The organism is Brevibacterium sp. CFH 10365, from assembly GCF_009299785.1.
Taxonomy (GTDB): domain Bacteria; phylum Actinomycetota; class Actinomycetes; order Actinomycetales; family Brevibacteriaceae; genus Brevibacterium; species Brevibacterium limosum.
The window spans coordinates 377,699-402,551 of record NZ_VIGO01000006.1 but is presented as its reverse complement, the minus strand read 5'-3'; the positions used below and the strand labels follow the sequence as shown (position 1 = coordinate 402,551).

At 59.7% G+C, this 24,853-nt stretch carries 17 protein-coding genes and 1 pseudogene; 11 read left to right on the top strand and 7 right to left on the bottom strand.

Features of this window, described 5'->3' with window-relative positions:
- Positions 1-215: pseudogene (locus tag FHG09_RS14555) on the top strand (IS110 family transposase); the annotation flags it as partial.
- A 113-nt stretch (positions 216-328) separates the two neighbouring features.
- Here the strand turns inward: FHG09_RS14555 and FHG09_RS20080 are convergent.
- Both FHG09_RS20080 and FHG09_RS20075 read right to left on the bottom strand, forming a co-directional pair.
- A complete protein-coding gene (locus FHG09_RS20080; RefSeq protein WP_227492788.1) occupies positions 329-862 on the bottom strand; it encodes an integrase catalytic domain-containing protein in 534 nt (177 codons plus the stop codon).
- Positions 859-1,293: a hypothetical protein gene (locus tag FHG09_RS20075; protein WP_227492787.1), complete on the bottom strand. Its 435-nt coding sequence runs from the start codon at positions 1,291-1,293 to the stop codon at positions 859-861. Before FHG09_RS20075 ends, FHG09_RS20080 begins: the two co-directional genes overlap by 4 nt.
- 310 nt (positions 1,294-1,603) lie before the next feature.
- On the opposite strand from FHG09_RS20075, the gene FHG09_RS14545 reads away from it, so the two are divergent.
- The 7 genes from FHG09_RS14545 (at position 1,604) to FHG09_RS14515 (ending at position 10,187) form a co-directional block, all read left to right on the top strand.
- Positions 1,604-3,004: an MFS transporter gene (locus FHG09_RS14545; RefSeq protein ID WP_152348350.1), complete on the top strand. Its 1,401-nt coding sequence runs from the start codon at positions 1,604-1,606 to the stop codon at positions 3,002-3,004.
- Between the two features lie 98 nt (positions 3,005-3,102).
- Entirely contained in the window at positions 3,103-4,659 is a 1,557-nt protein-coding gene (locus FHG09_RS14540; RefSeq protein ID WP_152348349.1) for an FGGY family carbohydrate kinase, read from the top strand.
- A 67-nt stretch (positions 4,660-4,726) separates the two neighbouring features.
- Positions 4,727-6,418, top strand: coding sequence for a glycerol-3-phosphate dehydrogenase/oxidase (locus FHG09_RS14535; protein WP_152348348.1), 1,692 nt, complete (start codon positions 4,727-4,729; stop codon positions 6,416-6,418).
- Complete coding sequence (locus tag FHG09_RS14530; protein ID WP_152348347.1) at positions 6,418-7,938, top strand: FAD-binding oxidoreductase; 1,521 nt, start codon at positions 6,418-6,420, stop codon at positions 7,936-7,938. The genes FHG09_RS14535 and FHG09_RS14530 overlap by 1 nt, the downstream gene beginning before the upstream one ends.
- A 49-nt stretch (positions 7,939-7,987) precedes the next feature.
- Positions 7,988-8,560 carry a glycerol-3-phosphate responsive antiterminator gene (locus FHG09_RS14525; RefSeq protein ID WP_152348346.1) on the top strand — a complete coding sequence of 191 codons (573 nt, stop codon included), beginning with the start codon at positions 7,988-7,990 and terminating at the stop codon, positions 8,558-8,560.
- A 94-nt stretch (positions 8,561-8,654) separates the two neighbouring features.
- The gene (locus FHG09_RS14520) at positions 8,655-8,975 is read left to right on the top strand and encodes a putative quinol monooxygenase (RefSeq protein ID WP_152348345.1); all 321 of its coding nucleotides are present in this window, start codon (positions 8,655-8,657) and stop codon (positions 8,973-8,975) included.
- Between the two features lie 36 nt (positions 8,976-9,011).
- Positions 9,012-10,187, top strand: a complete 1,176-nt coding sequence (locus tag FHG09_RS14515) for an alcohol dehydrogenase catalytic domain-containing protein (protein WP_152348344.1) — start codon at positions 9,012-9,014, stop codon at positions 10,185-10,187.
- 261 nt (positions 10,188-10,448) lie between these two features.
- Here FHG09_RS14515 and FHG09_RS14510 read toward each other — a convergent pair whose 3' ends face one another.
- The 3 genes from FHG09_RS14510 to FHG09_RS14500 are packed head-to-tail and all read right to left on the bottom strand — an operon-like array spanning position 10,449 to position 16,720.
- Positions 10,449-13,856 (bottom strand): UvrD-helicase domain-containing protein, encoded by a 3,408-nt coding sequence (locus FHG09_RS14510; protein WP_152348343.1) that lies wholly within the window; start codon positions 13,854-13,856, stop codon positions 10,449-10,451.
- Positions 13,853-15,052 carry a PD-(D/E)XK nuclease family protein gene (locus FHG09_RS14505; protein WP_193627392.1) on the bottom strand — a complete coding sequence of 400 codons (1,200 nt, stop codon included), beginning with the start codon at positions 15,050-15,052 and terminating at the stop codon, positions 13,853-13,855. The genes FHG09_RS14510 and FHG09_RS14505 overlap by 4 nt, the downstream gene beginning before the upstream one ends.
- A gap of 57 nt (positions 15,053-15,109) precedes the next feature.
- Positions 15,110-16,720 carry a hypothetical protein gene (locus FHG09_RS14500; protein ID WP_152348341.1) on the bottom strand — a complete coding sequence of 537 codons (1,611 nt, stop codon included), beginning with the start codon at positions 16,718-16,720 and terminating at the stop codon, positions 15,110-15,112.
- A gap of 169 nt (positions 16,721-16,889) precedes the next feature.
- On the opposite strand from FHG09_RS14500, the gene FHG09_RS14495 reads away from it, so the two are divergent.
- Positions 16,890-18,800, top strand: coding sequence for a DUF262 domain-containing protein (locus tag FHG09_RS14495; RefSeq protein ID WP_152348340.1), 1,911 nt, complete (start codon positions 16,890-16,892; stop codon positions 18,798-18,800).
- Between the two features lie 535 nt (positions 18,801-19,335).
- Here FHG09_RS14495 and FHG09_RS14490 read toward each other — a convergent pair.
- Both FHG09_RS14490 and FHG09_RS14485 read right to left on the bottom strand, forming a co-directional pair.
- Positions 19,336-20,949: an amidohydrolase gene (locus FHG09_RS14490; RefSeq protein ID WP_152348339.1), complete on the bottom strand. Its 1,614-nt coding sequence runs from the start codon at positions 20,947-20,949 to the stop codon at positions 19,336-19,338.
- On the bottom strand, positions 20,946-22,427 hold the full coding sequence (locus FHG09_RS14485; protein ID WP_193627391.1) for a purine-cytosine permease family protein: 1,482 nt from the start codon (positions 22,425-22,427) through the stop codon (positions 20,946-20,948). The genes FHG09_RS14490 and FHG09_RS14485 overlap by 4 nt, the downstream gene beginning before the upstream one ends.
- Positions 22,428-22,520: 93 nt before the next feature.
- Between FHG09_RS14485 and FHG09_RS14480 the strand changes: the two genes are divergently transcribed.
- Both FHG09_RS14480 and FHG09_RS14475 read left to right on the top strand, forming a co-directional pair.
- Positions 22,521-23,180, top strand: coding sequence for a TetR family transcriptional regulator (locus FHG09_RS14480; RefSeq protein ID WP_227492786.1), 660 nt, complete (start codon positions 22,521-22,523; stop codon positions 23,178-23,180).
- Between the two features lie 490 nt (positions 23,181-23,670).
- Positions 23,671-24,762, top strand: coding sequence for a LacI family DNA-binding transcriptional regulator (locus FHG09_RS14475; RefSeq protein ID WP_152348338.1), 1,092 nt, complete (start codon positions 23,671-23,673; stop codon positions 24,760-24,762).
- Positions 24,763-24,853 lie beyond the last annotated feature (91 nt).

Below are 24,853 nucleotides of genomic sequence, written 5' to 3'. Positions count from 1 at the left end.
GGGGCAACAAGATCCTCAAACGAGCGTTGTTCTTGTCCGCGTTCGCGGCGTTGAAGGACCCGTTGTCGAGGGCGTATTACGACAAGAAACGTGCCGAGCATAAGAAACACAACCAAGCACTGATTGCATTAGCCAGAAGGCGCTGCAACGTGCTGTACGCGATGTTGCGTGATGGTGCCTATTTCCACGCACCCGAGCAGGTGACTGCGGCCTGAACCGTTCTGTAGCGAAGTACCTGATCAGTCTGGGAGAAAGACCCCGGACCGATCACCCCTACCCTTCGAGTCTTACCAAATATTCTTGAAGAATCTGGGCGCTACCCCTTGACTTAAAACATAGGGCCCCCCCGCCGCGTCTTCGACACCAGCTTCTGCTGGGGCAGCAGATAGTTCGTGAAGACTCGGTCGAGCTCCCAAATCTGGTTCAACAGCTCTAGCTCGGCAGGAGTGTCATAGCGCAGGTACCCGACGAGTTCTCTGACTCTGGCCCAGTTCTTCTGCTCGACATGTGAACCATCGTTCTTGTTGCCCGACCTCGACCGGGTGAACGTGATCTGATGCTCGATGCAGTAGGCCAGGAGATGTTCGTTGATGAACTCCGACCCGTTATCGGAATCGATGCCGATGATCGGAAACGGGAACACGCTGATTACGTGTTCCAGAGCCTCGAATACCCATTTCGCGGCCTTGTTCTTCACCGACCGATTCACCGTCCACCCGGTGCTGATGTCAGTCACGGTCAGCGTGAAGCAGTACTCGCCGGCCGCGTTTCCACCTTCGTGACCGACGAGGTCGATCTCGACGAATCCCGGGACGGCGTCGTCCCACTCGGCCCACGTTCGGATCGGAATCTGGGACTTCATCCTGGTTTCGTGTGGGACCGTCCTCTGGGCAGCATCTTCTTACGTTCTGGGGCGAGTTTCCGGTCGATCGTGGCCGGGCTCATCGCCATGAGGAGGTCTGCCTGGTCATCGGTGATGTCGAGTTCCTTATCGCGACGAAGCATCGGCACCAGGACCGGCAGCATCGAAGCCAGCAGGCGTCCTGCCGGTGCTCGTAGCACTGCCCAGCAGGTGATGAGGGCTGGCATCAGATCGGGGGTGTAGATCGGTGCACGACCGGGTCGGGGTTTGACGATCGTGGGCGTCAGCGCGTTCTTCAAAGCGGCGCGGGCGTAGTCGCGATGCCATCCGGTGAGATCGACGAGTTCGTCCAGGATTCGGGACTTCTCCGCCCGGTTGGCGTGTGCGTAGGTGAGGGCTTTCTTCCGGGTCACTGCTTGGCGTTCGCGCATTGTCAGCTCCATGAAAATCAGGCGTACTCCTGATCGATGCCCGAGCTGTGCTGCCACTCCGTAGACGAAGGTTCTTCACTGAGTCAACGACTCAGGGTTTCCGGAGGTTTTGTTATGAGGCAACGATCGTGAGTTAGCGAAGGTTTTCAACGAGTCAACTCGTGTGGTTTACACCTCAGAAATTCTGGGCTACTGTCAGTTCTTGTAGGGCAAGAATCTTAGACCTCCTACTCTTTGGGTCGGATTCTGTCCTTTTCTATTTCCACTGTCCTTGTCCGACCCAGCTGGAGGTCCGACAAGGAGGTCACTCATGGAAGTAAAGATTCGCGGAGTCGGCGATGTTGCCGAGTTCATTGACGCACGCCCCGGTATCCGTGGACGGGCTAGTATTATTTGGTGGTTGCTGCTGGGCGGCCTGTTCCTCGAAGCACTTGCCAACGTGGCGATGAGCGCAGGACTTGATCCGATGACGGATGACCTGAGCCTGAGCGCCGGACAGGTCGCAATGCTCACTTCATTGTCGTCGTGGGTAGCTCTTCTCTTCAACCCAATCGGAGGCGCCATCGCGGACCGCATCGGCCGAGTCCCGCCTCTCATTGCAGCAAAAGCCCTGGCAGTCCTCGGAGCGGTGCTGGCCTGCACAGCGGCCGGAGTTTTCCAAGTCGCTCTCGGACGAGTGTTCGTCGGGATGGCATATGGAATCGACTTCGCGATTGCCATGGCGATGCTCGCCGAATTTACCCCGAGGAAGTTCTCGGCACGCCTCAACACATGGCAGGGGATCTGGTACACCGCAGTTTCTTTGAACCTGATCCTCGCCATCGTCTTCTTCCAGATGGGAACCGGCGACTCGATCTGGCGATACCTGCTGGGTACCTGCGGTGTTGTCGCGCTGGTCCTACTCATTCTGCAATCCTGCTATCTCGTCGAATCACCGACGTGGCAGGCTCGCAAGAATCGTTTGGCGGGAGCCGCACAGTCGATGTCGAAGATCTACGGACAGCACTTCGTCGCCGAAGAGTCCCCCATCGGGGAGCTGCAGGGCCCACCGACCGCCAACCGGGGGCTGAAGAACCTGAAATTGATCTTCCGCGGCAAATACCTTCCGCGAACGGTCCTCGCGGCCACGGTTCAGCTCGTTCAATCGATTCAGTATTTCGGAGTAGGTTGGTATCTTCCGATCATCGCCGTTGCTCTTTTCGGCTCCGACTTCATCTTCAACACGGTCGGCACACTGGTGTTCAACATCTTCGGCATCATCGGCGGATTCGCCTCGGCCTGGCTGTCAGCGAAGATCGGGCAACGAATTGCTTCGAAGTGGGGCTTCCTCGTCGTCTTCATCGTCTTGATCATCTTCGGATTTGCCTACGACAGTCTGCCCCTTTGGCTGGGCTTCGCACTTCCTTCGCTGTTCATTCTGTGCCATTCCATTGGCCCAGCTGCCAACGGTAAGAGCCTGTCGTCTCTGTCGTTCCGATCAGAGATCCGCGCAACAGCCAACGGCTTCATCGGTGCCATCGGTTCATTCGGCGCCGCGCTGGGATTGTTGATCTTCCCTCTGCTCCAAGAGGCATTCGGGCTGGGGCCGACATTCTTGATCGTCGCGGTCTTCCCCCTCGCAGCCTTTATTGTGTGCTCCGTCATCACTTGGGAACCGACCCGAGCCGAGGTACACGTCGATGAAGAGTCTGACGCCCCGCAGTTCGTGTAGGGCTTCAGAGTTCGACCATCGTTCCCAAAGAAGCATTTACCGTTGTCCCCTGGCCTGGGGTATGCACCTCAGGCCAGGTTCGAGAGTTAGGTCAGATCTTGGCAAGCAAGCCGAAACTACGCGGAATCCTCGCTATCGACGAAGGTACGACCGGTACACGTGCGGCCATCGTCACGGAGGCCGGAGACATTCCGTTCCTCTCCTACCGTCAGCTAGAGACGGACAACCCTAACCCCGGCATAGTCGAGCAATCTTTTGAGCAGTTGTGGAATGCGACTCTTGAAGTCCTTCGCGAGGCTTACGAGCGTTCAGGGGAACTCGGAATCACTCCGGTAGCAGTCGCGATCGCCACTCAGCGAGCAACAGCCAGTCTGTGGGATACAGCCACCGGCCGGCCGTTCGGGAAAGGCATGGTCTGGCAGGACACTCGGCACTCAGAGCGCCTAGGACAGCTGTCCGGCCTCTGGGACACGAAGTTGCGTGAGAAAACCGGACGCCCGGCCGGCGTTCGTTCTCCCTACCTCTGGGCTGCCGAACGCCTCGCGATAGAACCCGAAATTGCGGCGGCGTACGACCGCGGCACGTTGATGTTCGGAACTGTTGATACCTGGCTGGCTTGGAATCTCACCGGCGGTCGAAGTCACATCACCTCGCCGACGAATGTGGCTGCCTGCGGCGGATATGACCTGGACTCGGGTTCGTATCTCTTCGAATGGATCACCGAGCTGGGACTCCCTCAGGAACTACTGGCGTCGATTTGTGACGACGGAGGTCATGACTTGGCGGTGCTCGACCCCAGCATCCTCGGTATAGAACTCCCGATCCGCGCTCTGATCGGAGACCAGCACGGGGCAATTCTCGGCCTAGGGTGCTTCGAGCCACACCAGTCAACCTGTATACACGGAACCGGAAGTTTCGTCGATCAGATTCTCAGTGGGCGGATGATCTTAGGGACCGATATTCCCGATGCGGTCACTGGCACAATCGGTTGGCATAGCGGACAAACCGTCCACGCCGTCGAAAACTTCACTTCAGCAACAGGCTCCGCACTCGGGTGGTTGTGTCGACAGTTGAAAATGTTCTCCGACCCTGCTGAAATATCCGACTTCGCGAGCCGGCAAACCCTTTGGTCAGAGGCCGTGCCGCGATTCGTTCCGGCATTGACGGGAATACGGCTTCCTGTCATCGACACTCGCGTTCGAGCGTCCATCACCGGGATGAGCTTGGCAACCACCCGCGAACAGATTGCGGTGGGAATGCTTGAGGGGATTGCCCAGTGCGTCGCCCAAAGCGTCGATGCCAATGCCACAGCAGCCGGAGTTCGGCCCCACCAGATCTTCGTCGGCGGAGGCCTGTCGCAGTCGGATCCCCTCTTGCAGATGCAAGCCGACCTGACAGGAGTGTCAATGCTCAGATACCCGAATACGGATAAGGCCACCGTGCGTGGAGCTTCATACTTAGCCGGGGTCAATCTCTTTTGGGATTCCTTGGATCAGGCAGCTCTGACGATGGGACGACCCGAGGTGTTTGAACCGAAGCTCTCCGATTCGTTGGCCGCCGAATACACAAGCATCTGGCGGGGTGCTGTTCTTGCCGAACAGAGAGCTCTCGACGAGGCCAGTCCCTCGAAATTCCAACAATCCGCACCCGCTTAGGACTTTACTATCTAGCCAGCGCGGCCCTACCCACCTGTAATACATCAGCAAGAGTAAGGAGACTCGGATGGTTTCCCTTCCGGGCAGAAAGATCAACACAGCACGAGCCAAGATGGTCTTGGAAAACCCACAAGGATTCTCGCGCAAGGAAATGCTGTCAGAACTCGACTCGACCGCCTACGACCTGGTCATCGTGGGTGGTGGAATTACCGGCAGCTACGCCGCTCTCGACGCAGCTCAACGGGGGTTGAAAGTTGCTCTGCTTGAGAAAGATGATTTCGCCTCTGGAACGTCATCCAAGTCGTCGAAGATGGTCCACGGCGGTCTGCGTTACATCGAACAGGGAAATCTCCCTCTCGTCAAACATTCGCTTCTGGAGCGCCAACGTCTGCGCAAGAATGCTCCGCATCTGGTTCAGCGACTTCCGTTCCTCTTCCCTGTTCTCAGCGAGAACGGAGTCTTCGATCCTCGGCTGGCAGCCGGTTTCGAAGCACTTCTGTGGACGTACGATCTGGCAGGCGGCTGGAGAGAAGGCGTCCTACACAAGAAGCTCGCACCCAACGAGGTACTTTCCCACTGCTCCACGTTCAAGACCGAACGGCTCAAATACGGTTTCATGTACTACGACGCCCGTGTGGACGATGCTCGACTGACTCTGACCATCGCACGCACAGCCGCCTATTTCGGTGCAACTGTAGCCAACCATGTCAAAGTCACCGATGTTCGACGACATGGCGGCAAGGTCTCTGGCGTCGAGGCAGAGACTGACGAAGGCATCTCATTAAGTATCCGCGCCAAATGTGTCGTCATGGCTACCGGGTCGTGGTTGCGAGACTGGCACGGCGCGCTCCCGGATGCCGGTGTTCCACCGATCCGACCGGCCAAGGGCGTCCATATCGCCGTGCCGTGGTCCAAAATCCGCAATGATTGTACGGTAACGATTCCTGTACCTGGCCGCGCCCGACGCGCCACGATCACTCGCTGGGGGGACGTTGCACTGCTGGGAACGACCGACGACGACTACCAGGGCAGCCTCGACGAGGTCTACTGCACGGCAGACGAACGAGACTTCCTCATCGAAGGAACACGAACTGCCCTCAATACCGACCTCGATGAACACGATGTTGTCGGTTCCATCGCCGGAACTCGGCCGCTGACAGCCGCACCGGGAGGTAAGACGGTCGATGTCAAACGCAACCATGAGATCCGTGTGGATTCGGATGGCCTCGTGACCGTCGTCGGAGGTAAACTCACGACTTCGCGGCACATGGCCGAACAGACGATCGACGCTGTGTCCACTGTGCTTGGGGTCAAGACTCGATGTGCGACGGCCAAGCAGCCATTGTTGGGCAGCGCAGGATACGATGCCCAGTCGACTACGGCGACCGGCGGACTGGTTGCGCATCTGAGCGAACGATACGGCAATGAGAGTCACTTCGTCGCCGACATCATCGAGCACGAGCCAGGAGCCGACAAGCCACTTGTTGAAGGCCTCCCATATCTCACGGGCGAGGCCGTGTATTCCATTCGACGCGAGATGGCCGCAACCATTTCGGACGTTTTGGATCGCAGGATTCGGGCACGGCTTCATGCTCGCGACGCGGCGGCAGCAGCCGCACCGACCGTGGCCGAGCTGCTCGTCGCAGAAGGAGCCATCGACAGGCCCACGGCTGATGCTCAACTGAATGAATATTTTGATGAAATCGCCAAAGAAAAAGACGCGTTGAACACCTACAGCAACGAGAAGGAGAAAGTCTGATGCTCAGCAAGGAAGCCTTGAAGCGCAAGTACAACCGCGGTGACTATACCGTGGGCGCCCACACCGTGCCGAAATTCGCACAAGACGGTGTTCCCGAGGCTCACGAGCCCCGGTTCTCCGGTGGTGTCACATTGCCAGACGGATTCGCTGCGTCGCTTGAAGCGATCGCGGGTGTCGAGAAGGTAGTGTCTGACCCTATTGAGGTCACCGACGGTGTGCGCGACTGGTGGGCCGGCACGATGATCGCTGAGACTGATCATCGAGGGCAGTACCCGGATACAGTGATCGTCGAAGTCTCGACCGTTGACGCTGTGCAAGCAGTAGTTGCGGCGTGTTCTGCAGCCGAAATTCCTGTCACGACCTCCGCTGCTCGCTCAAATGTCACCGGCGCGGCACTTCCTAAGTCCGGCGGAGTCGTGCTCGATGTGCTCGGTCTCGACAGAGTGCTCGACTTCGATGAGGAGAGCCAGATCGTCACTGTCGAGCCGGGGATCTTCGGCGATGTCTTCGAGGAATGGCTGCAGGCCAGAGGCTTCACGGCAGGAAACTGGCCGTCATCGTTCGGCATTTCAACGGTCGGCGGCTGGGTAGCCTGTCGAGGCGCAGGACAGCTGTCAACTCGCTACGGCAAGATCGAAGACATGGTCGTCGGATTGGACGTCATCCTGGCAGATGGCACCCTCGTCACAACCGGAGGAAGCCCCAGAGCAGCAGTCGGACCTGACCTCACACAGGTCTTCGTCGGTTCGGAAGGCACCCTGGGTGTCATTACCTCGGTCAGCCTTCGCGTGCACAGTCTCCCGGACTACACAAAGGCACTAGCCTTCGGATTCGCCAGTTTCGCCGAGGGCCTCGAAGCATGCCGACAGATAATGCAGAACGGGGCCAACCCCGCGGTGCTTCGCCTCTACGACGAGCTTGAGTCCGGGGTGCAATTCGATCATGGCGAAACCAATGTGCTGCTCATCGCTGATGAAGGCAATCCTGTCATGGTCGATGCCGGCATGAGCGTCGTTGCTGAGGTCTGCCAGAATGGCGTGCCGCTCGACGAGAATGCGATCTTGGAACGATGGCTGGATACTCGTTATCTCACCGGCAAGTCGGCAGAAGGATTCAAACGCAGCTCGGGCTTCGTGGCCGACACTCTAGAAATGGTCGCACCGTGGTCAGCCTTATCTCGCATCTACGATCGAGTGGTGGCCGCGATCAACGAGGTCCCCGGTACGAATGCAGGATCAGCTCACCAGTCCCATGCGTATGTTGACGGAGCATGCCTGTACTTCTCTCTCCGAGGCACGGTCGAAGTCGACGAACGACAAGCTTGGTACGACAAGGTTTGGCAGGCAGTCAACACCGTGCTGATCGAAGAGAATGCGACCATCAGCCACCATCACGGTTGTGGACTGCTCCGCTCCCCATACGTGGCAGACTCGTTGGGAACTGGGTTCACGGCGTTGGAGAGTCTCAAACGCAGCTTCGACCCGAAGTCCATCCTCAATCCGGGCAAACTTGGGCTCTGAACCACTCACATAACAATGGGTCTGTGCTACGCGGGCCGACGAAGGAGAAATGATGTCACTGGAACAGACGTTGCGGGACAATCCCGTCATCGGTACTTTGTTCGGTGAAGACGATCTGGATCATTTCGAAGCTCAACCAACCCGATTCAGCTTCGTCGCCAATCTCCCGTTGGCCCGTGTGGGCACGATCTTCGATCGTCTGAGCAAGGTCAAGACTTTGCCCTTGCTCAACATCGATTCCGTGCCAGGCCTGACAGCCAACTCCGATGGACTCGAGTATCTCCAAGGCATTAGAGTCCCCGGCATAATTACAACACACACCAATGCGGTCAGCCGGGCAGTGGACCTCGGATTCCTGGCAGTTCAAAAGGTGTTCGTCACCGACCGTTCGAACCTGCGAAGAGCCGCAGCTACCGCCAAGTCGAGCCGCGCACACTTCATTCAGCTGATGCCTTGGCCGGTTCTGCCCTATCTCTCCCCCGAGTTCTTCCACGTTCTCGGGCCGTTCATCGCCTCTGGCTTTGTAAATTCGGAAGACGATATCACTTCCGCGCTCCGGCTGGGAGCAATGGCAGTCACCACCAGTCAGACCGAGCTGTGGAATCTTCAGAAGATCGGGTGAGAGCCTCAGTCATATCTGACTGGGTCGATATTTCACAGCAGGATTCAGCAGAGAACTCTCCCAGCCTCTGCTGATTAGAAACGAAGGATAAGCAATGACAAACTTTATCGAGCCTGACGACTCTCGAAAGACAGGACATTTGGTTCTCGCGCACTACTTTCCCGTCGAAGGCAACGAGCAGCGCGTTCTGGACTTACTCGTCGACCTGAAGGATGCCAGCCTGACTGAATCGGGGAACCTTGGATACGAGTTCTATGCCCCTGGTGGGAACGAGGGCGAAATTCTCATCGTGGAACGATATGAAACGGCGGAAGCGTTTGCCGTCCACCGCGAGTCCGAGCATTTTCAATCGATCGGCAAGGAACAGATCATTCCTCTGCTCGATGAACGGCAAGTCGAAGAATTCACCCTCTGATAGCAGAGTTGAAGAGATGAAAGGTCAGAACATTTCATGAGGATTCGTGGGGCCGTACTCCGAACGATGAATTCTCCCCGACCATACACCCGGTCCAAACCGTTGGAAGTTGTCGACCTCGAGCTGGATCCCCCAGGACCAGGTGAGGTACTTATCAAACTGACTGCTGCGGGAGTCTGCCATTCTGATCTCTCCGTTGTTGATGGAAATCGCCCTCGCCCGCTGCCGATGCTTCTCGGGCACGAAGGCACCGGGACAGTCGAGCAGGTCGGTGACTACGTCACGGGTTTGGACATCGGCGATCACGTCGTCACAGTGTTTCTCCCGCGATGCGGCGACTGCGTCAATTGTCGGACCGATGGGAAGCTTCCGTGTGAGCGCGGCACCGCCAGCAACAACGCTGGCTACCTGCCGGACTTCGATCAACCGGCCGACGCAGACTTGCCGAGAGCTGAGACCGGAATTGCTGAACTTTGCCGCCTGCATGAAGTTCATGGGGAAGCTGCTGATTCCACCCCACTCTTCCACCATTTGGGAGTCTCGGTCTTTGCCGACCATGCAGTCGTCAATCAGGCCTCGGTCGTCAAAATCGATTCCGATGTTCCGCCTGAGGTCGCCGCACCCCTAGGGTGCGCGGTGCTCACTGGTGGCGGCGCTGTCATCAATGCAGGCAGACCACAGCCGGGCCAAGACATCATGGTCGTGGGGCTGGGCGGGGTAGGTATGGCAGCGCTGATCACTGCCCTCAGCTTGGACACAGGGAAGGTCATCGGCATCGATGCTAATCCCGACAAGCTGGATACGGCTCGACGACTGGGCGCCGTTGCAACTTACACTCCCAGTGAGGTTGAGGAACACCAAGTGACTGCTCCCATCGTCATCGAAGCGGCCGGCAATGCACGAGCATTCGAGACCGCATTCCGCGCGACTGCGCCGGGCGGCACCACCGTGACAGTAGGGTTACCATCTCCCACTGCAGAATCAACCATTCACCCACTTCTGCTTACCAGCGAGGCACGCACCGTCATCGGTTCTTATCTCGGGTCGGCGTTGCCCGCACGCGACGTCCCCCGATACGTGCAACTTTGGAGAGGAGGAAAGCTACCTGTCAGCGAATTGGTGTCGTCCACGAAGCCGCTTGACCAGATCAACGAGGCCATGGATTCGTTGGCCGAGGGCCGCTCGATCCGGCAGATCATTCTGTTCGACTAATGTCGAGATTCACTGTGACATCGCGCTGGCAGCCGTTTAGGAAACTGTCCACGGCAGCTACCGGAAACCATTTCCCACACAAGAAGCCCGATAAATAATATCTTTCCAGGCGGGCCTCAGGAACAATCCCTATATTGCCCTGTTGCAGGAGGATGGGACGCTCTACTGGCGTGACGTCGACTCCGTCGTCTCATGGCACTCTACAACGTCGGGTATCGTGACATTCTGTGGACGGCGCTCAAGGTCAAAACAGAGAATTCTTCATACCCCCGGCGTAATCGTTACCGATGTACCAAACTCCGCTATGAGGCCCACGAGTGGCAGATGTACGAACGTGCGAACTGGTCGTCCGCGGAAAGGCTCAACAGCTCGCCTATACGTTGCTAACTGCCCCAGAAAAGTCTTACGAATATGCCCGATCGGGTCAGCGCCGGGATAGGTCTTGTGATCGACGAGGACGTGCTCGCCGTTCGGCGGCTTCAGCACAGTGTCGATCCATCCCTCCATCACCTGACCGGCCTCGTTGCGCCAGACGATCGGCTGTTCGGTGAGCACCTCGGCGCCGGGCAACGTCACGTCGATCCACTGGGTCCAACGACGACCGATCTCGACCAACATCTCTGCCGAAAGCACCGCACCGGCGTTCCACCGTTGGAGAATCCGTTCGGCAGCGTCTTTCGCCGTCTCCTCAGTCAAAGACGACAGCGGCAGACCGAGGTAAGCATGTACGGCATCGCCGACAAGGGCCCAGTCCTTGCCACCCTTGTCGACGAGAGGCTCTCCCAGATTCGCGACAACGCTCACCTCAGCGTCGATTCCTTCCGAACTGACGCTGCTGGCGGTGAAACGAGCAGGGAGTCCGGTCGTCTCCTTCGTCAGCCGATGCATTGGGATATCGGTGTGAGCATAGAAGGACCGCTGTGGCGATTGCGCTTCCGGCGACATCTCGGAAGACAGAGGGTAGGCGCCGATCCGGATCGGCAGACGGGTCTGCATCGGTACGCTTTCACCTTCTTTGGCTCGGCGGTTCTTGATCCGCGCCTCCCCCGCCTCGTCGACGCTGGGTGCAGAGTCTTCACCGATCTCCGGCAGATCCCAGGTGAGCAGTTCCTCTTCGACTGCCGCGTTGAGTACGTTGTTCTTTCCCGTGGGATCACCGAAGGCCATGATGCTGTGGCATTGGGCTCGGGTGAGAGCAACGTAGAGCAATCGGGCTGCCTCATTGCGTTCGGACTCGGTGCTGCGACGCACTGTGTCAGTCCGGCCCAAACGTTCCTTCAGCGGCCCGAAGATGCTGAGGATCTTCGGCAGCAACCGGAGAGAACGGTTTGCCAGCGGATGTCGGGCGTCGAAGGCCGAAGCCTTCTCCACTGTGACCTCGCGGTGGCCGTAGTCCTTATCGGCAGAGACTCCGACGATCACGACCGGCCACTGCAGACCCTTCGACTGATGCATCGTCGTCACCAGCACGGCGTCATGAGCCGTTGTCTGCTCGAATGCCCCGGCCGCCTCAGTGAGGTGAGCAAGCAGTCCGGCCGGTGTGATCGGCATCCGAGTCTGGTGGGAGGCGTCCTCATACTCCGCAGCGATCTGGCAGAGCGCGTCGAGAGTGGACAACCTCGTCTCCGGGGCCGACCACGCTTTGATCCGCTGCGGCAGATCGAGGGCGTCGATCACGGCAAGCAGCAGTTCGACCGAAGTGTGCTGAGAGGCCTGTATTGCCAGCTCACGCAAGGAGGCGAGCGCGGGATCCGACCACCATGTCGCCGGTTTCTCTCGACGCTGGTCCTTATCGGTGATGCGAACCGCGTCGTCGAACCAGGATTCGTGGTGTTCGTGGTCGCTTAAGAGTGTGACGAGTTCGGTTAGCGCCACGGTGTCCTTGAGGTCGACGACTGCGGCTAGGCCGGCGGCGACGATCTGCCCTTCCCGAGTAGAGAGCAGATTCGTGGTCGAACCGATGGCGGGGATTCCGCGCGTATGGAGCTCGGCGACGACTTTCGCGACCTGAGTGTTCGTGCGTACGAGGACCGCGATGTCACCGGCACCGGCGTCTCGATCCGGCAGCTGTGGTAAGCGGGAGATGAAGTCGGCCACACCTTCGACGATCGTGCCCACCATCCTCGTGTCCGAACTTCGGGCTCCGCCTCTGTCCGTGTTCGGCACCCAGAGTTCGCGACTGCCGATCGCGCGCTGTGCCTGGCGCTGCGGTGGAATGCGGAGGGAGACTTCGTCCTCTGGCTGGTCGGCGAAGACCGAGCTGAAGATCACATTCGACAGATCCAATGCTAGATCCGTTGACCGCCAGGACGCGCCGAGGTTCTCCGTCGTCGCCGTCCCCAGCTCGGTCTGACCGTTGATGAGGGCGGAGAACACGTCGTTCATCAACTCTGGGTCGGCTCCGCGGAACCCGTAGATCGCCTGCTTGCGGTCGCCGACCCACACGACTTCGTCAACGAGTTCAGCCAATTCCATGAAGATCGCCAGCTGGATCGGCGAGGAGTCCTGGAACTCATCGACGGCAAGCAGCCCATATTTCGAGGCGATGGACCGGCGGACACGGTCGTTCGTCCGCAATAGGTCGACTGCTCGCACTTCCTGGTCGACGAAGTCCATGACGCCCAACCGGTTCTTGTGCTCCTCATAGGCGTCGAGCGATTCGATCGCGGTGTCGATGATGAGACGAATGAGGGCCTCAACATCTGTGTGAAAGGCTTCGTTGGCCAACAGCTCGCCGGCTACGAGTGCAGCGCTCGATGCTTCGAGGAGTTGTTTGGGCACCGTGCCCGGGTCCTTTCCTCCCGGTGCCTTCGGGTACTTCATCTCGGCGATCTTTGTCCACGTGGACCAGGGGATGCTGGCGAAGGGATCGGCCTCCTCGGCACGGGCATCGAGGTCACGGAGGAACCGGTCGAGGGTGATGATGCTGCCTTCGACGTTGCCGACGCTGCGCTTGGCCACCGTCGCCCGTGGTTGCACGGTCGGCTCGAGCTCGTCGCCTTGGGCGATGCGCAGTGCCGCGCGGAGCTCATCGGTATCGCTCGCGAGGCAGTCCCTCCACGATTGTCGTCCATCGGGTCGGCTCTCCGGCAGCGCGGAGAGGAAGAGCCGCACCGAAGCGTCCGCGGACTCGCGCAGCTGTGCTTCGCCGAGGTGGTTCGCCCGGGCGGTCTCGGCCACTGATTTGACGAGATCGGACCAGACGACCGGTCCGTGGCCGAACGGGTTCGCGTCGTCTGCGTTGCCGTTGTGTCCGGTGCGCAGCAGCAGATCCCGGTGGGTCGCCTCGGCGTTCGCGATGACATCGTCGACGGCTGCGGTGAAGACCGCGGCCTGCTCGGTCTCGTCGAGCACGCGCAGTTCGGGGGAATACCCGGCATCGATCGCGTAGTCGGTGACGAGCCGACCGGAGACCGAGTTGATAGTCCCGATGAGGGCGGTGCCGATCTCCTCGGCCGCGGTGGTGTTCCCGTCGTCGAGGAGTCGCTTCTGTGTCTTCTCAACGAGGTCGGCTGCGGCGCGGACGGTGAAGGTAGTCGCGATGACCTCGCTGGCCTGCAGTGGTCGGGTGCCGTCGGCGGGAGTCTCGGTCAGGCGCTGAGAGAGGACTTCGGTGAGGCGGTAGGTCTTGCCGGAGCCGGCGGAGGCGGTGATGACGTGGACGCTCATGAGTGGTCTCCCGCGATGCCAAAGATGATGTTGAAGGGGCTGAAGGTCTGCGGTTTGTCGATGAAGAGTCGCCCCTGTGCGTCTGCAGCTTCTTTGAAATCCTTGATCGCGTTGTTGAGGTCCGTGTTCTTCTCCCTTGGCCTGATGCCGAAGTCAGCGTAGACGTCGGCGCTCAGTGATTCGAAGTTGCCCGTGGCGATCTTCGTCAGGGCGTCTTCGACGGAGGCCTCGATGCGTGGCCACAGTCCTGCCGGGTCTCCACCGAGGTCGGTTTCGTCGTCGTCGGCCGCATCGGAGCCTCCGGTGAAGTCCGGGTCGAGAACGGAGTCGGTGCAGACGAAGCGTCCCTGCTTGAGCAGGAAGTAGGCCGACAGTGGCTTCCCGTCGCCGTCGGCCTCGGCCGTGCGCGAGTAGACGCTCAGCTGCACGGCTTCACCATCGTCGATCATCGTGCGATATCGCTTGCCTGAGTTCGACCATTTGAGGTCGATGATCGCCGGTCGCCCGTCGTCGAACGATCCTTCGAGGTCGCGCATCCCGCCCAACTCGACGGACCTGGGCGTTCCTCCGACGGCGAGCTCCCACGTGTGCGTGAAGTCGGCCTCGGCGCGGGTGAGGGTGATGCCGCGGTTCGCCAGTGGGGTGAACAGAGATGTCAGTGAGGCGAGCACAGTGGAGCGGATGGTCCCCAGCCGGGCTTTCTGTCCGGGCAGGAGCAGCTCGGAGGCGAACCGTGGAACGAATCGGTCGAAGGTGTCAGCGATGTTCTGCGTCCTTGGGAGTGTTCCGTTCGTTGCCGCTCCCCTGCTGACGAGTTCCTCGACGATCGCGTGGACGAATGTGCCGATCATGCGATTACCGGTCGGAACCTCCGAGGAGAAGCCGCGTCTGATCCCAATGGCACGCTCGAGCGTCCATCCGAGCGGATCGTTGAGCAGCTGTTCGATCTGGGTGAAGGACAGCTTCTCGGGAAGCAGGTGGGTGAAATCGCCGTCGAGGGAGCGGGAGATCGTGCTCGGTGGGGTGATGGTCTCGGGGGCCACTTCGTCGAGGGTTGTTGAGACCTCGCACAGGGTCCAGGTTCCTGCCGTGTGGAGTGTGGGAATCGGTTGGGCGATCGAGGCGTCGCCCAGCACTGCATCGACGCCGGTCGAGGTGAATCGCTCGGGGTGAGCCGCGGTGATGTCCTCGGCCAAGCGTGAGAGAGCAGGGTGGAGCGTTGTCTCTTCCCCGCGGATTCGGTCAGGACAGAATCAGATCAGGTTAGGCGCGTGACGGAGTCCGCGCAGCGCAGCAGCCTGGCGCAGGCGTTCTCGTTCGGCAGCAGTCGAGATGTGGGCGCCGGCGCGGGACAGAGCCGCGGTTTCCTCGGGGTCCCAGAGTTCGGTCTCGTTGCTGTCGCTGCGGCATGAGGACCACCAGAGGATTGTCTCGCAGTCGTCGGGGACTTCCGATGGTTCGGAGACTACCGTCCATTCTGCTGCGATCGCCTCGGCGGTGGTGTGTGGTGTGGCAGGGGCGCAGGCATCGGCGATGTCGAAGAGCTCCCGGACGCGCAGCTGTCTCTCGGGCAGCTGGGCGAGTGCTTCGCGGAAGGAGTTCAAATGAGTGGTGGCCTCGGTGATGAAGCTTGTCGACGTCGTCTCATCCGGTTGGTGTGTGAGTGCGCGCAGGCGTTTTCCCAGCCAGTCAAGGGCCGGTTGGAGTGTCGTGAGATCGATGAGGTCGTGGTCGACGACTGGTGGTGAGAGACGGATGAGCCGGTCGATCGTGTGTGCAGTCTCTGCCGCCTTCGCTCTGGTCTCTGGGTCTGCGTCGGCGCGGTCTTGGAGATCGCGGAGTGCTCTCATCCATGCGGAGTCGGGATCGCCGGAGACGCCGGGTTCGACCGTCAGCGCGTCGAGGAGAGGTTCGGAGACCGAGCGAGGCACGAGAGTCTTCGCAGGTGCTTCCGAGTTCGGAGTGCCGAAGGAGAGGCTGAGGAACTCAGCGAGGCGGCGGATGTCGGTCGGCGGCAGGATGGCACTGAGGAAGACCGGCAGCACCTGGCCGGAGGGGTTCGTTGCCGACTGGCGGGCGATGCCGAGTGTCGGAGTGCCTCGGCGGGCCAGCTCGTGGTCGAGGACCGTGGTGGAGTCTCCAGCGATGATGCAGAGCCTGTCGTGGTCGGAGGCGTTGGCCAACCAGCGTGCGGCGGCCTCGGCGGTCGACCATTCGTCTGTCCCTCGGACGACAGTCAGTTCCGGCACCTTGGTGGGGAGGGATGCCTCGGTGATGGTCACGCCTGCGACGTTGAGCGATTCGAGGATGTTTTGCCATGTGTGCGGAAGGTCGGTCAGGCGGTCCTGCACCTCGATCATGTCGATGCCCAGGGGCCAGTTCGGTCCGTAGTGACGGATGAGGGTGAGGACCTCTCGCAGGTCATCGGCTTTGCCTGGGGCCAGAGTCGCGTCCAGGTCGTGAGACGGCCCGAGGCGAACCAGGCGTTCCACTGCCGCGAGAGCCTCGAGTCGAGGGTGCTCAGAGTCCGTATCGGCAACTGTGGTCGGCTGCCAGCCGGCTTCGATGGCATCGTCGCGCATTCGCAGAAGATGGTGGGCAGTGTTCCACGGGTCGGTGGTGAAGGAACGGCGATACCAGGGGTGGTCGGCTTCGGACATGAGCGCGCGGTACTGTGCGATGCGGAAGGGACGGTTGACGGCCGGTCGTGTAGTCCCCAGCCGGGTCTGCAAGATGCCGAGGAAACCGAGCGGGCCGGTGACGACGGTCGTGCCAGTGGGGCTGGTAGTGACGTGGGAGCTGCGAGTGTTGCCGTGGGACTGCCATGGGGCTCGGTCGAGGGCCCACCCGAACTTGATGTGCATCCTTGCTCCTCCCTGCCCAACTGACGACAGTAGTAGGGCGATTGGGTTTCACAAAACGGCTTTACAAATAACTGACACAGTGGCCCTCCGGAATCGACCGGTTCGTCAGTGGCATCGTCCGATCGCATACCGATGGTTCGAAGTCCCACTCACAATGTAAGGTCGCTGTATGGGATTTCAGACTCCGCAGTACACACTGGATCAGTACCTCGGGTGGACGGTCGATGGAAGGATCCAGCTCCCCGATTTCCAACGCGGATACAAATGGGACGACGAGCGCATCCGTCAGCTGCTCGTCACGATTCTTCGCGGTCATCCCATGGGGGTCGTGATGTTGCTCGATACGAACAATGACGAGGTCCGTTTCAAGCCGCGTCCAGTCGAAGGTGTCACTCTCGACCAGGACACTCCTCCGGCTTACCTCCTCCTCGACGGGCAGCAGCGCCTCACTTCACTAACCCAGGCGTTGACCGGCGATGGTGTCGTCGAGACTAAGGACGCGCGCGGAAAACTCATGTCCCGGCGGTACTTCGTCAGCATTAGCAAGGCGCTAGGCGGCGAGGAATCGATGGATGAGGCCGTCATCTCTGTTGATGGAGACGGGATGATCAAGTCGAATTTCAACCGGGATGTTGATCTCGACCTGTCGACATCGGATCTACAGAGGGAACAAGGATACTTTCCTCTCAATCTCTTGTTCCAGCCGGTGGAGAGTCAAGGGTGGATCATCAAGTACGCCCTGGTCGACCAAGAGTCGGCGGGACGCTTCCACGCGGAAGTATTGACTCCGGCGCTGAGGTATTCCATCCCCGCGATCGAACTGGACCGCAACACCTCGAAATCTGCAGTCGCCACTGTCTTCGAGAAGGTCAACACCGGTGGGCTCCAACTCAATGTCTTCGAATTGCTGACAGCAACATTCGCCGGCGACGCCGACTACTATGCCGAGTACGGGACGGACTTCCGCCTCAATGACGACTGGCGCGAGACGCAAGCAATATTCGAAGCCCAACCGGTGCTGCAGGAGGTCAGCAACACCGACTTCCTCAGGGCAGTGACCCTCCTTGCCACACGAGAGAAGAATCTGACCGGCACACGGACGCGCCCGACTGCCGTATCCGCCCGCAACGAAGACGCTCTGAGGATCACTCTCTCGGAGTATCTGCGGTGGCGCGACCCCCTGCGGGAGGCATTCCTCTGGGCTGCAGGCTTCCTCGCCGATCGGCACATCTTCGACACCCGCTTTCTGCCCTATGGCACACAACTGATTCCTCTGGCCGTCATCAAGGTGATCCTCGGCGCTGATGCAGACCTGCGCGGACCGCATGGCCGAATCATCCAATGGTTCTGGTGCGGAATCCTCGGCGAGCTCTACGGTGGCACGACCGACACTCGTTTCGTCCGCGATATCATGCTCGTTCCCGATTGGGCTACGGGAATCGACGGAGCAGCTGTTCCGACAACCGTCCTGGACTCACAATTCGTCGAGTCGCGTCTTCATTCCCTGCGCACACGAAACGCTGCCGCATACAAAGGCATCTACGCGCTTTTGCTTGAGAATCAAGCACGTGACTGGATGGAAGACAAGCGGTTGGACCTAGTTCAGCATCGCGAGTTAGCGGTCGACATCCACCACATATTCCCTAAGAAGTGGTGCACGGATCACAACATCGACGAAGAACATCGTGAGTCGATCGTCAACAAGACCGCGATCAGTGCTAAGACAAACCGTTCAATCGGCGCTCGAGCTCCGTCCCACTATTTAGATCTCATCGAGCGTAATGCACAGATCTCAGCTGGCCAGGTCGATGAAGTGCTTACTTCGCATTGTATCAACCCCAGCATTCTGCGAAACGACGATTTCGCCGGCTTCTTCTCTGACCGACGCGAAAGATTGCTCGGTTTGGTCGAATCGGCGATGCGGAAGCCTGCACAGAGGGATGTGTCACAAGGGTACCTTGTTGAGGAATCGTCCCAATTCGAAGAAGCTGAGGTGGCCGAATCCGCCACTGAGTCGGTCGACGAATCGATTCGAGGGGCGGGACTCGACGCGGAAACCGTCTTCGCTAGCGAGGTCTAAAGGACTTTCTGACAACGTAGCCTATGCCTCGTCAGGATAACGCTCAGCAAGTGGAACAGAACCCTGATCGGAATTGCACGCATTCCGGGATAAAGAGGCTCTTCGTAACGAGAGTACAGATCGATGAGTTTCAACTTGAGCGAGTCGTCTCCTGGATAGAGGTCGAGGCCTTCCAATGAAGCACGTTCTCACACAATCCATCCGAAAGACCTCGACCTGGCCAAGCCCATATTCACCGCTTCTGTCCTCCCGACACCATCGGTCGCACGCGCGTGGGTCAGCCACATCGCCGCACACAATGTGATCTTGAAATGCCGTCCCAAGACGGACGATGATTTGTGCCGCCGACGCGCCTCAACCAGATTCTCGAGAATACGAAGAATGCCGATGTTCGTCGAACCTCGGATCTAAACCTACCGTCGGCGCACCTACGCGCGGAGCGGAGGCGATCGTGGCCTGGTTCGATTGAGAGAACGGTCGGCCAGCGCAGAGCCGCTCCCCGAAGGCAGCCTTTACACAAATACTGACTCTCGGGTCACCGCTCAGCTTGATGAACCACCTGCCCGCCCAGGACGGTCATCAACACGGACGTGGTGAGCAGGTCGTCCACCGGACTCTCGAAGATATTGGTGTCTAGGACGATGAAGTCTGCGTACAGTCCGGCACGCAGGCGCCCTATCTCGTCTTCAGCGCCACAGGTCCATGCCGAGTCGGAGGACCCGTGCACAACGGCCTCAGCCAGCGGAATCGAGAATTCGGCGACGTTCGGTGCCAGTTCTGGGGCGGACGGAGATTTGCGAGTGGTTGCCATGTACATGTTGGGCAGCGGAGGATGGGGCGCAGTCGGCGAATCGGTGCCGAATGCGAGTCGGGCACCGGCTTCGGTCATCCACGGCCAGGGGAACCCTTGATCGGCGCGGACATCTCCCAATTGGGAACGCCAGAAGGGAGCGTTGAGCGGGTCGACGTGGACCGGCTGCATGCTCGGCGTGATTCCCAGGGAAGCCAGTCTCTCGACATCGGCTCGGTCGACTACCTCGAGATGCTCGATGCGATGGCGGCGAGCGCGGGCACCGTTGACGCGGATTCCGTGTTCGACAGAAGAGATCGCGATTCGAACAGCTTCATCTCCGATGGCGTGCATGGCGACTTTCAGACCGGCATCATCGGCAGCCGCCACAACCGGAGCGAGGTCGTCCAGCGGCCAGATGGGATCCGCATTGCTTCCGTCGGCGTAGGGGGCTCCGAGCACAGCTGTGCAGCCGTCGACGGTTCCGTCGATGATCACTTTGATTCCAACGACCTCCAGGAACGGGGATGAGACGCTCTCTGACAATTCGACGGCTCGGGCGACTTGAGCGAGGTTCTGTTCGCGATCGCCGGTGTTGTTGATCCGCCAATACGCCTTCAGCCGGCTCGTGAGTCTCCCCGCCCGGTCTGCTGCCAGGAAGGATTCGAGGTCGGCTTCGTTGAAGCCCATGTCACAGGATGTCGTCACACCTGTCTGCCTGTAGGCTGCCTGCACACGGTCGAGATTGCTCGCACTGGTGGAGGCGTCGACGAGTTCGTCGAGGAATGGACCGACGATGCCGTGAAAGGCGGTCTCGTCGACGAAGCCCGTCGCCTGCCCGTCGGCGTCGCGATGGAATTTCCCACCCAGCGGGTCGGCGGTTTCTGCAGTGATGCCGACCTCGTTCAGAGCGGCAGTGTTGAGCCAGATCGAGTGGTAGTCGTACGCGATCGCGTAGACAGGGATGTCCGGAAACTGCTCGTCGAGCATGGCACGGTGCGGCTGCCCACCCGGAATCGCGCCGTGCGGCCACCCCATTGCCAGAATGCGAGGCGCCTCGGGGTGTTTCCTATGCCACCGGGAAAGTCGTGCCCGAATCTCGTCGAGATCGTCAGCGCCGCTGAGGTCGGCTTGCCCCAGTGCTTCTCCTGTCCCGATCACGTGGGCGTGTCCGTCGACGAAGCCGGGCAGGACAAGTCGCCCGCCCAAGTCGACGATCTGCGCATCGGCGCCGAGTCTGCGCGCTGTTGCTTCGTCGCCGACGTAGAGAATGCGGTCATCGCGGACCAGCAGAGCGTCCGCCCACGCACGGGTGTCTGCGGTAAAGATTGAGGCGTTGACGTAGAGCTGTTTGCTCATGGGGTGACTCCTTGAGTGGTGTTGGCTGTCATGGTGCAACTTTCTGACTGTGAACGTGCGGCAAGCTGTCTACTCACACCTCTGCCGGCGAATGCGATGTACAGTCCGGCGCTGACGATCAGCGATACGGGAACGGAGAGATCGACAAATCCTGTCGCCGCCGCAATCGGACCAGTGAAGATCTCTGTGGTCATGAACAGTGAGCCGGTGACCGCGCCGGCGATCGCCGCGCTCATACCGGCCAATGACCATCCGCCGTGAAACCAGAACGGGCCCGAGGAGTTCTCGATGAATAGGCCCGGGCCGTCATAACGATTCCGGCGCAGCAGAATATCGGAAACGTAGACCGCCATTGTGGGTGCAGAGATGAGGATCAGCACTTGGAGCATGAGATTGACGGCAGAGAGCAGACTGGTGGCATTGACCAAATAGAGAGTGAAGGCAGCGCCGAGAACCCCGATGACGATCGCGGATGGAATGCGACGGATCGGAATGCCGATGGACTGGAATGCCATAGACGCCGTATAGGTAGTCATCCCGTTCAGCGCGATCGTTGTGGTGATCACGCCGATGACGAAGAGCGGAGCCAGCCACATCGGGAGCATATCGAGTAAAGCGAATTCGATGCCTGCATCTAGGCTGGCCGGAGGAACGATCGTGGCCATGAACACGCCGATGATGTAGAAGGCTGCTCCGGGAAGAGCACCGCCCAAGGCGGTTGCTGCGATGATCCCCCACGGCTTGGTGTCTTTCGGCAGATATCGGGCCATGTCTGCACTATTGGAGAAGGAGAGCGGGCTCGAAGCCTGAATGGCGAAGCCGATCGACACCGCCGACCACAGTGCGACTCCGTGCAGCGGCTCAGGCTGCACGAAGCTCCAGTCGATGTCGCTGATGATGAAACCAGAGACGACGAGGAAGATGATGAAAAGGCCGATGGTGATGAAACCGTATGCTCGCAGAATCAGCCCGTGACCGAAGATGGCCACCAGAAGGGTGATGCCAGCCACCACGATCGTGACCAGCACAAGGGCGGCAGGTTTCGGCAACCATCCCCAGCGTGAAAGCAACTCTGCACCCATGAACGATGAGGCGACCCAGTTGAGCGCGAGAAAGACTCCCGAGATGAACCAGCCATAGAACGCGATGACGACTTTGTTCCCGCGGATTCCGTATATTGCGCGCTGGATGACAGAGCCTGACGTTCCAGCTGCAGGACCGCTGATCGCGACGATTCCCGGCAGAATCCACAGCAGACTTGCGGCAATGCTGATGAGGATGGACTGCCAGACCTCGAGCCCCATGATGGTCAGACTCGCACCGACGGTGAAATTGAGAACGCTGATGTTCGGCGCGGCCCAGACAGCGAAGAGATCTCGCGCCCTGCCATGTCGCTCGGACTCGGTAACGATCTCAATCCCCCTTACTTCTGGTGTCTTGGCCGAATCGATGTATTCGGAATGTGCGGAAGCAGGCACGGAGATTCCTTTCGAAGTCACTAGCGTCTTTGCTGGCGCCGAACCTTCTATTGGTCGAGCGACCAATAGCTTATTGGTCACCAATCCAATAGCATGGTTGTCATGATGTCAAACTCAGGTCGCGCCAGAGTTCGCAAACCTTCGTCGGAACGCCGTCGTGAGATCCTTGCCGCCGCTGCCGTAATCGCTCTTGACGAGGGGCTGGAAGCAATCACCCTGCGTGCCGTAGCCGCACGGCTGGACGTACGGCCGGGATTAGTCAGTCACTACTTCCCTGTGGTCGGCGCCCTGGTGGTCGAAGCCTTCACCACCGCCGCCCGCGAAGGACAGCTCGATACCCGGTCATCCGATGACACGCCTGCCGAACGTCTTGCTGCTATCATCGGGGACCTGCGGAGCGAAGAGGCTCACGCCCAATTCCGGCTGTGGTCGTCTGCGCGAAATGTCAGCCGGACCAGCGCCGCTATGGCCATGGCACTCGAGGAACTGGAAGAGGCGGGTCGGTCACGATTGATCGAACTCATCGAATCGGGAATCCGCGCGGGCGAGTTCGGCGATGTCGATGCCATCGCAGCCTGTGTGCGAATCTATATGGCCATCGATGGTTATGGCACCTACGCGAACAACCCACTGCCTTTCGATCACGATTCCTACGAGTTCTTCATCGCGGATGTCGCCGAGTGGGCTCTCGGTTTGGCTCCCGGGACCCTGAGAAGCGTACGAAACGCAAGGCAAGCAGTCAGTCCTGGGTGATCGTCGACCAAGGACCGGCTCGCGCGCTTCGTCATGCTCACCCAATGCAGGCAGAGACAGCTTCCGTGTCCACGTGCCTCGGCTCACAGACGAATTTCATCAATCGATGCGGTCTGAAACCGCGCTGGGACGACTACCGGCGAGGGGCTCGTCGCGCTCGGAGGCTCAGCATGAGCACCGTCGACTTCAAAAGCGTCCACCTGCGATTCCCGGAACCGATCATGCGCAGGAGAGATCGCTCCTCGAGCTCAGGGGTTTCGCCGGATCGTGTAGCAACGCAAAAGCTACGAAGGGACGTCTTGCTCCACCGAACTGGAACGAGCAATGTAGAGGCAGAGTTCATTGATGCCAATCAACAAGGCGCCAGACCCGGCTTCAGCCGCGTTCGGCTATCGCTTCGCCTTACGGAGGCCGCGGGCTCACGTTTTCCGATTGCATGAGTTCTGTGAAAATATGATGGATCCAGAATCGGACACGGAGAAGTGGTCATATGACAGATGAGGCTGGGACCAAAAAGTCCAAAGCCCGCCCCAGCATCAAGGATGTTGCCGCCTTGGCTGGAGTGTCATGGCGGACAGTGTCCAACGTCATCAATGGGCATCGGTACCTGAGGCCGCAGACCAAGGCTAAAGTTGAAGCTGCGATCGCGGAACTGGGCTACAAACCGCAGACAGCAGCACGGCAGCTGCGGACAGGGCGCAGCAACCTCATCACACTCGCAATTCCATACATCGATCATCCCTACTTCGCCAGCCTGGCACACGCCGTCGTCGAAGCGGCCAAGTCGTATGACTACACCGTGCTGATAGACGAAACACGCGGACTGCCGGAGAAGGAAGAACAGGTAGCGCAAGGGTATAAGAACAGCCACGCGGACGGCATCATCTTCAGTCCCCTGACTCTGCCCGTCGACTCGATTCTGGCTGCCCGCGACGAAACACCGCTCGTCTTGCTCGGAGAGCACACACTCGACCCCCGAATCGACCATGTCACCGCAGACAACGTCGAATCGACCCGTGAAGTCACCGAACACCTCATCTCACTCGGTCATCGCCGAATCGCATTCCTCGGATACCTCACTGAAGGCACGCTCGGCACCGGCGATCTCCGGCTCGAAGGCTACCGTCGAGCCCTGGCCGCTGCCGAGATCGACGAAGACCCCGAACTCATCATCGGTGCCGACACGCAGACGACTGCTTCCACACCTGTCAGCGCAGAAAGCGACTACTCGCGCGAGGAGGGCTACGCCCGAGCACAACAGATTCTGCAACTGCACAAAACGGCGCAGATCGATGCGGTGGTCAGCGCCAACGACCTTCTGGCAATCGGTCTGCTCCGGGCATTCAGGGAAGCCGGCGTGAAAGTGCCAGACGACATTGCCGTCACGGGGTGGGACAACACCCCGGAAGGCGGATTCTCAGTCCCGACGCTCACGACAGTTGCCCCCGATATGAACGCGATCGCGCAGTTCGCCGTCGAGGCGGTACATCAACGCATCCTGGGCTCGACAGATGCTCCAGCTGGACGCGTAGCCCCACACCGCTTGATGATCCGCGAGTCAACTGTGGGCGGCCCGCTCTAGCCGCTCATACCCCGCCCTAACACCAGCTGTGATCCTCGATGGTTCGGAACTGGGACCTCGAGTTAAACGAAATAACCAACCGACAAAGCCC

What these genes read in the sequence shown, in the direction of transcription:
- FHG09_RS20080 (WP_227492788.1), bottom strand. Translation starts at nt 862, where the DNA reads ATGAAGTCCCAGATTCCGATCCGAACGTGGGCCGAGTGGGACGACGCC.
- FHG09_RS20075 (WP_227492787.1), bottom strand. Translation starts at nt 1,293, where the DNA reads ATGCGCGAACGCCAAGCAGTGACCCGGAAGAAAGCCCTCACCTACGCA.
- FHG09_RS14545 (WP_152348350.1), top strand. Translation starts at nt 1,604, where the DNA reads ATGGAAGTAAAGATTCGCGGAGTCGGCGATGTTGCCGAGTTCATTGAC.
- FHG09_RS14535 (WP_152348348.1), top strand. Translation starts at nt 4,727, where the DNA reads ATGGTTTCCCTTCCGGGCAGAAAGATCAACACAGCACGAGCCAAGATG.
- FHG09_RS14530 (WP_152348347.1), top strand. Translation starts at nt 6,418, where the DNA reads ATGCTCAGCAAGGAAGCCTTGAAGCGCAAGTACAACCGCGGTGACTAT.
- FHG09_RS14525 (WP_152348346.1), top strand. Translation starts at nt 7,988, where the DNA reads ATGATGTCACTGGAACAGACGTTGCGGGACAATCCCGTCATCGGTACT.
- FHG09_RS14520 (WP_152348345.1), top strand. Translation starts at nt 8,655, where the DNA reads ATGACAAACTTTATCGAGCCTGACGACTCTCGAAAGACAGGACATTTG.
- FHG09_RS14515 (WP_152348344.1), top strand. Translation starts at nt 9,012, where the DNA reads ATGAGGATTCGTGGGGCCGTACTCCGAACGATGAATTCTCCCCGACCA.
- FHG09_RS14510 (WP_152348343.1), bottom strand. Translation starts at nt 13,856, where the DNA reads ATGAGCGTCCACGTCATCACCGCCTCCGCCGGCTCCGGCAAGACCTAC.
- FHG09_RS14500 (WP_152348341.1), bottom strand. Translation starts at nt 16,720, where the DNA reads ATGCACATCAAGTTCGGGTGGGCCCTCGACCGAGCCCCATGGCAGTCC.
- FHG09_RS14495 (WP_152348340.1), top strand. Translation starts at nt 16,890, where the DNA reads ATGGGATTTCAGACTCCGCAGTACACACTGGATCAGTACCTCGGGTGG.
- FHG09_RS14490 (WP_152348339.1), bottom strand. Translation starts at nt 20,949, where the DNA reads ATGAGCAAACAGCTCTACGTCAACGCCTCAATCTTTACCGCAGACACC.
- FHG09_RS14480 (WP_227492786.1), top strand. Translation starts at nt 22,521, where the DNA reads ATGGTTGTCATGATGTCAAACTCAGGTCGCGCCAGAGTTCGCAAACCT.
- FHG09_RS14475 (WP_152348338.1), top strand. Translation starts at nt 23,671, where the DNA reads ATGACAGATGAGGCTGGGACCAAAAAGTCCAAAGCCCGCCCCAGCATC.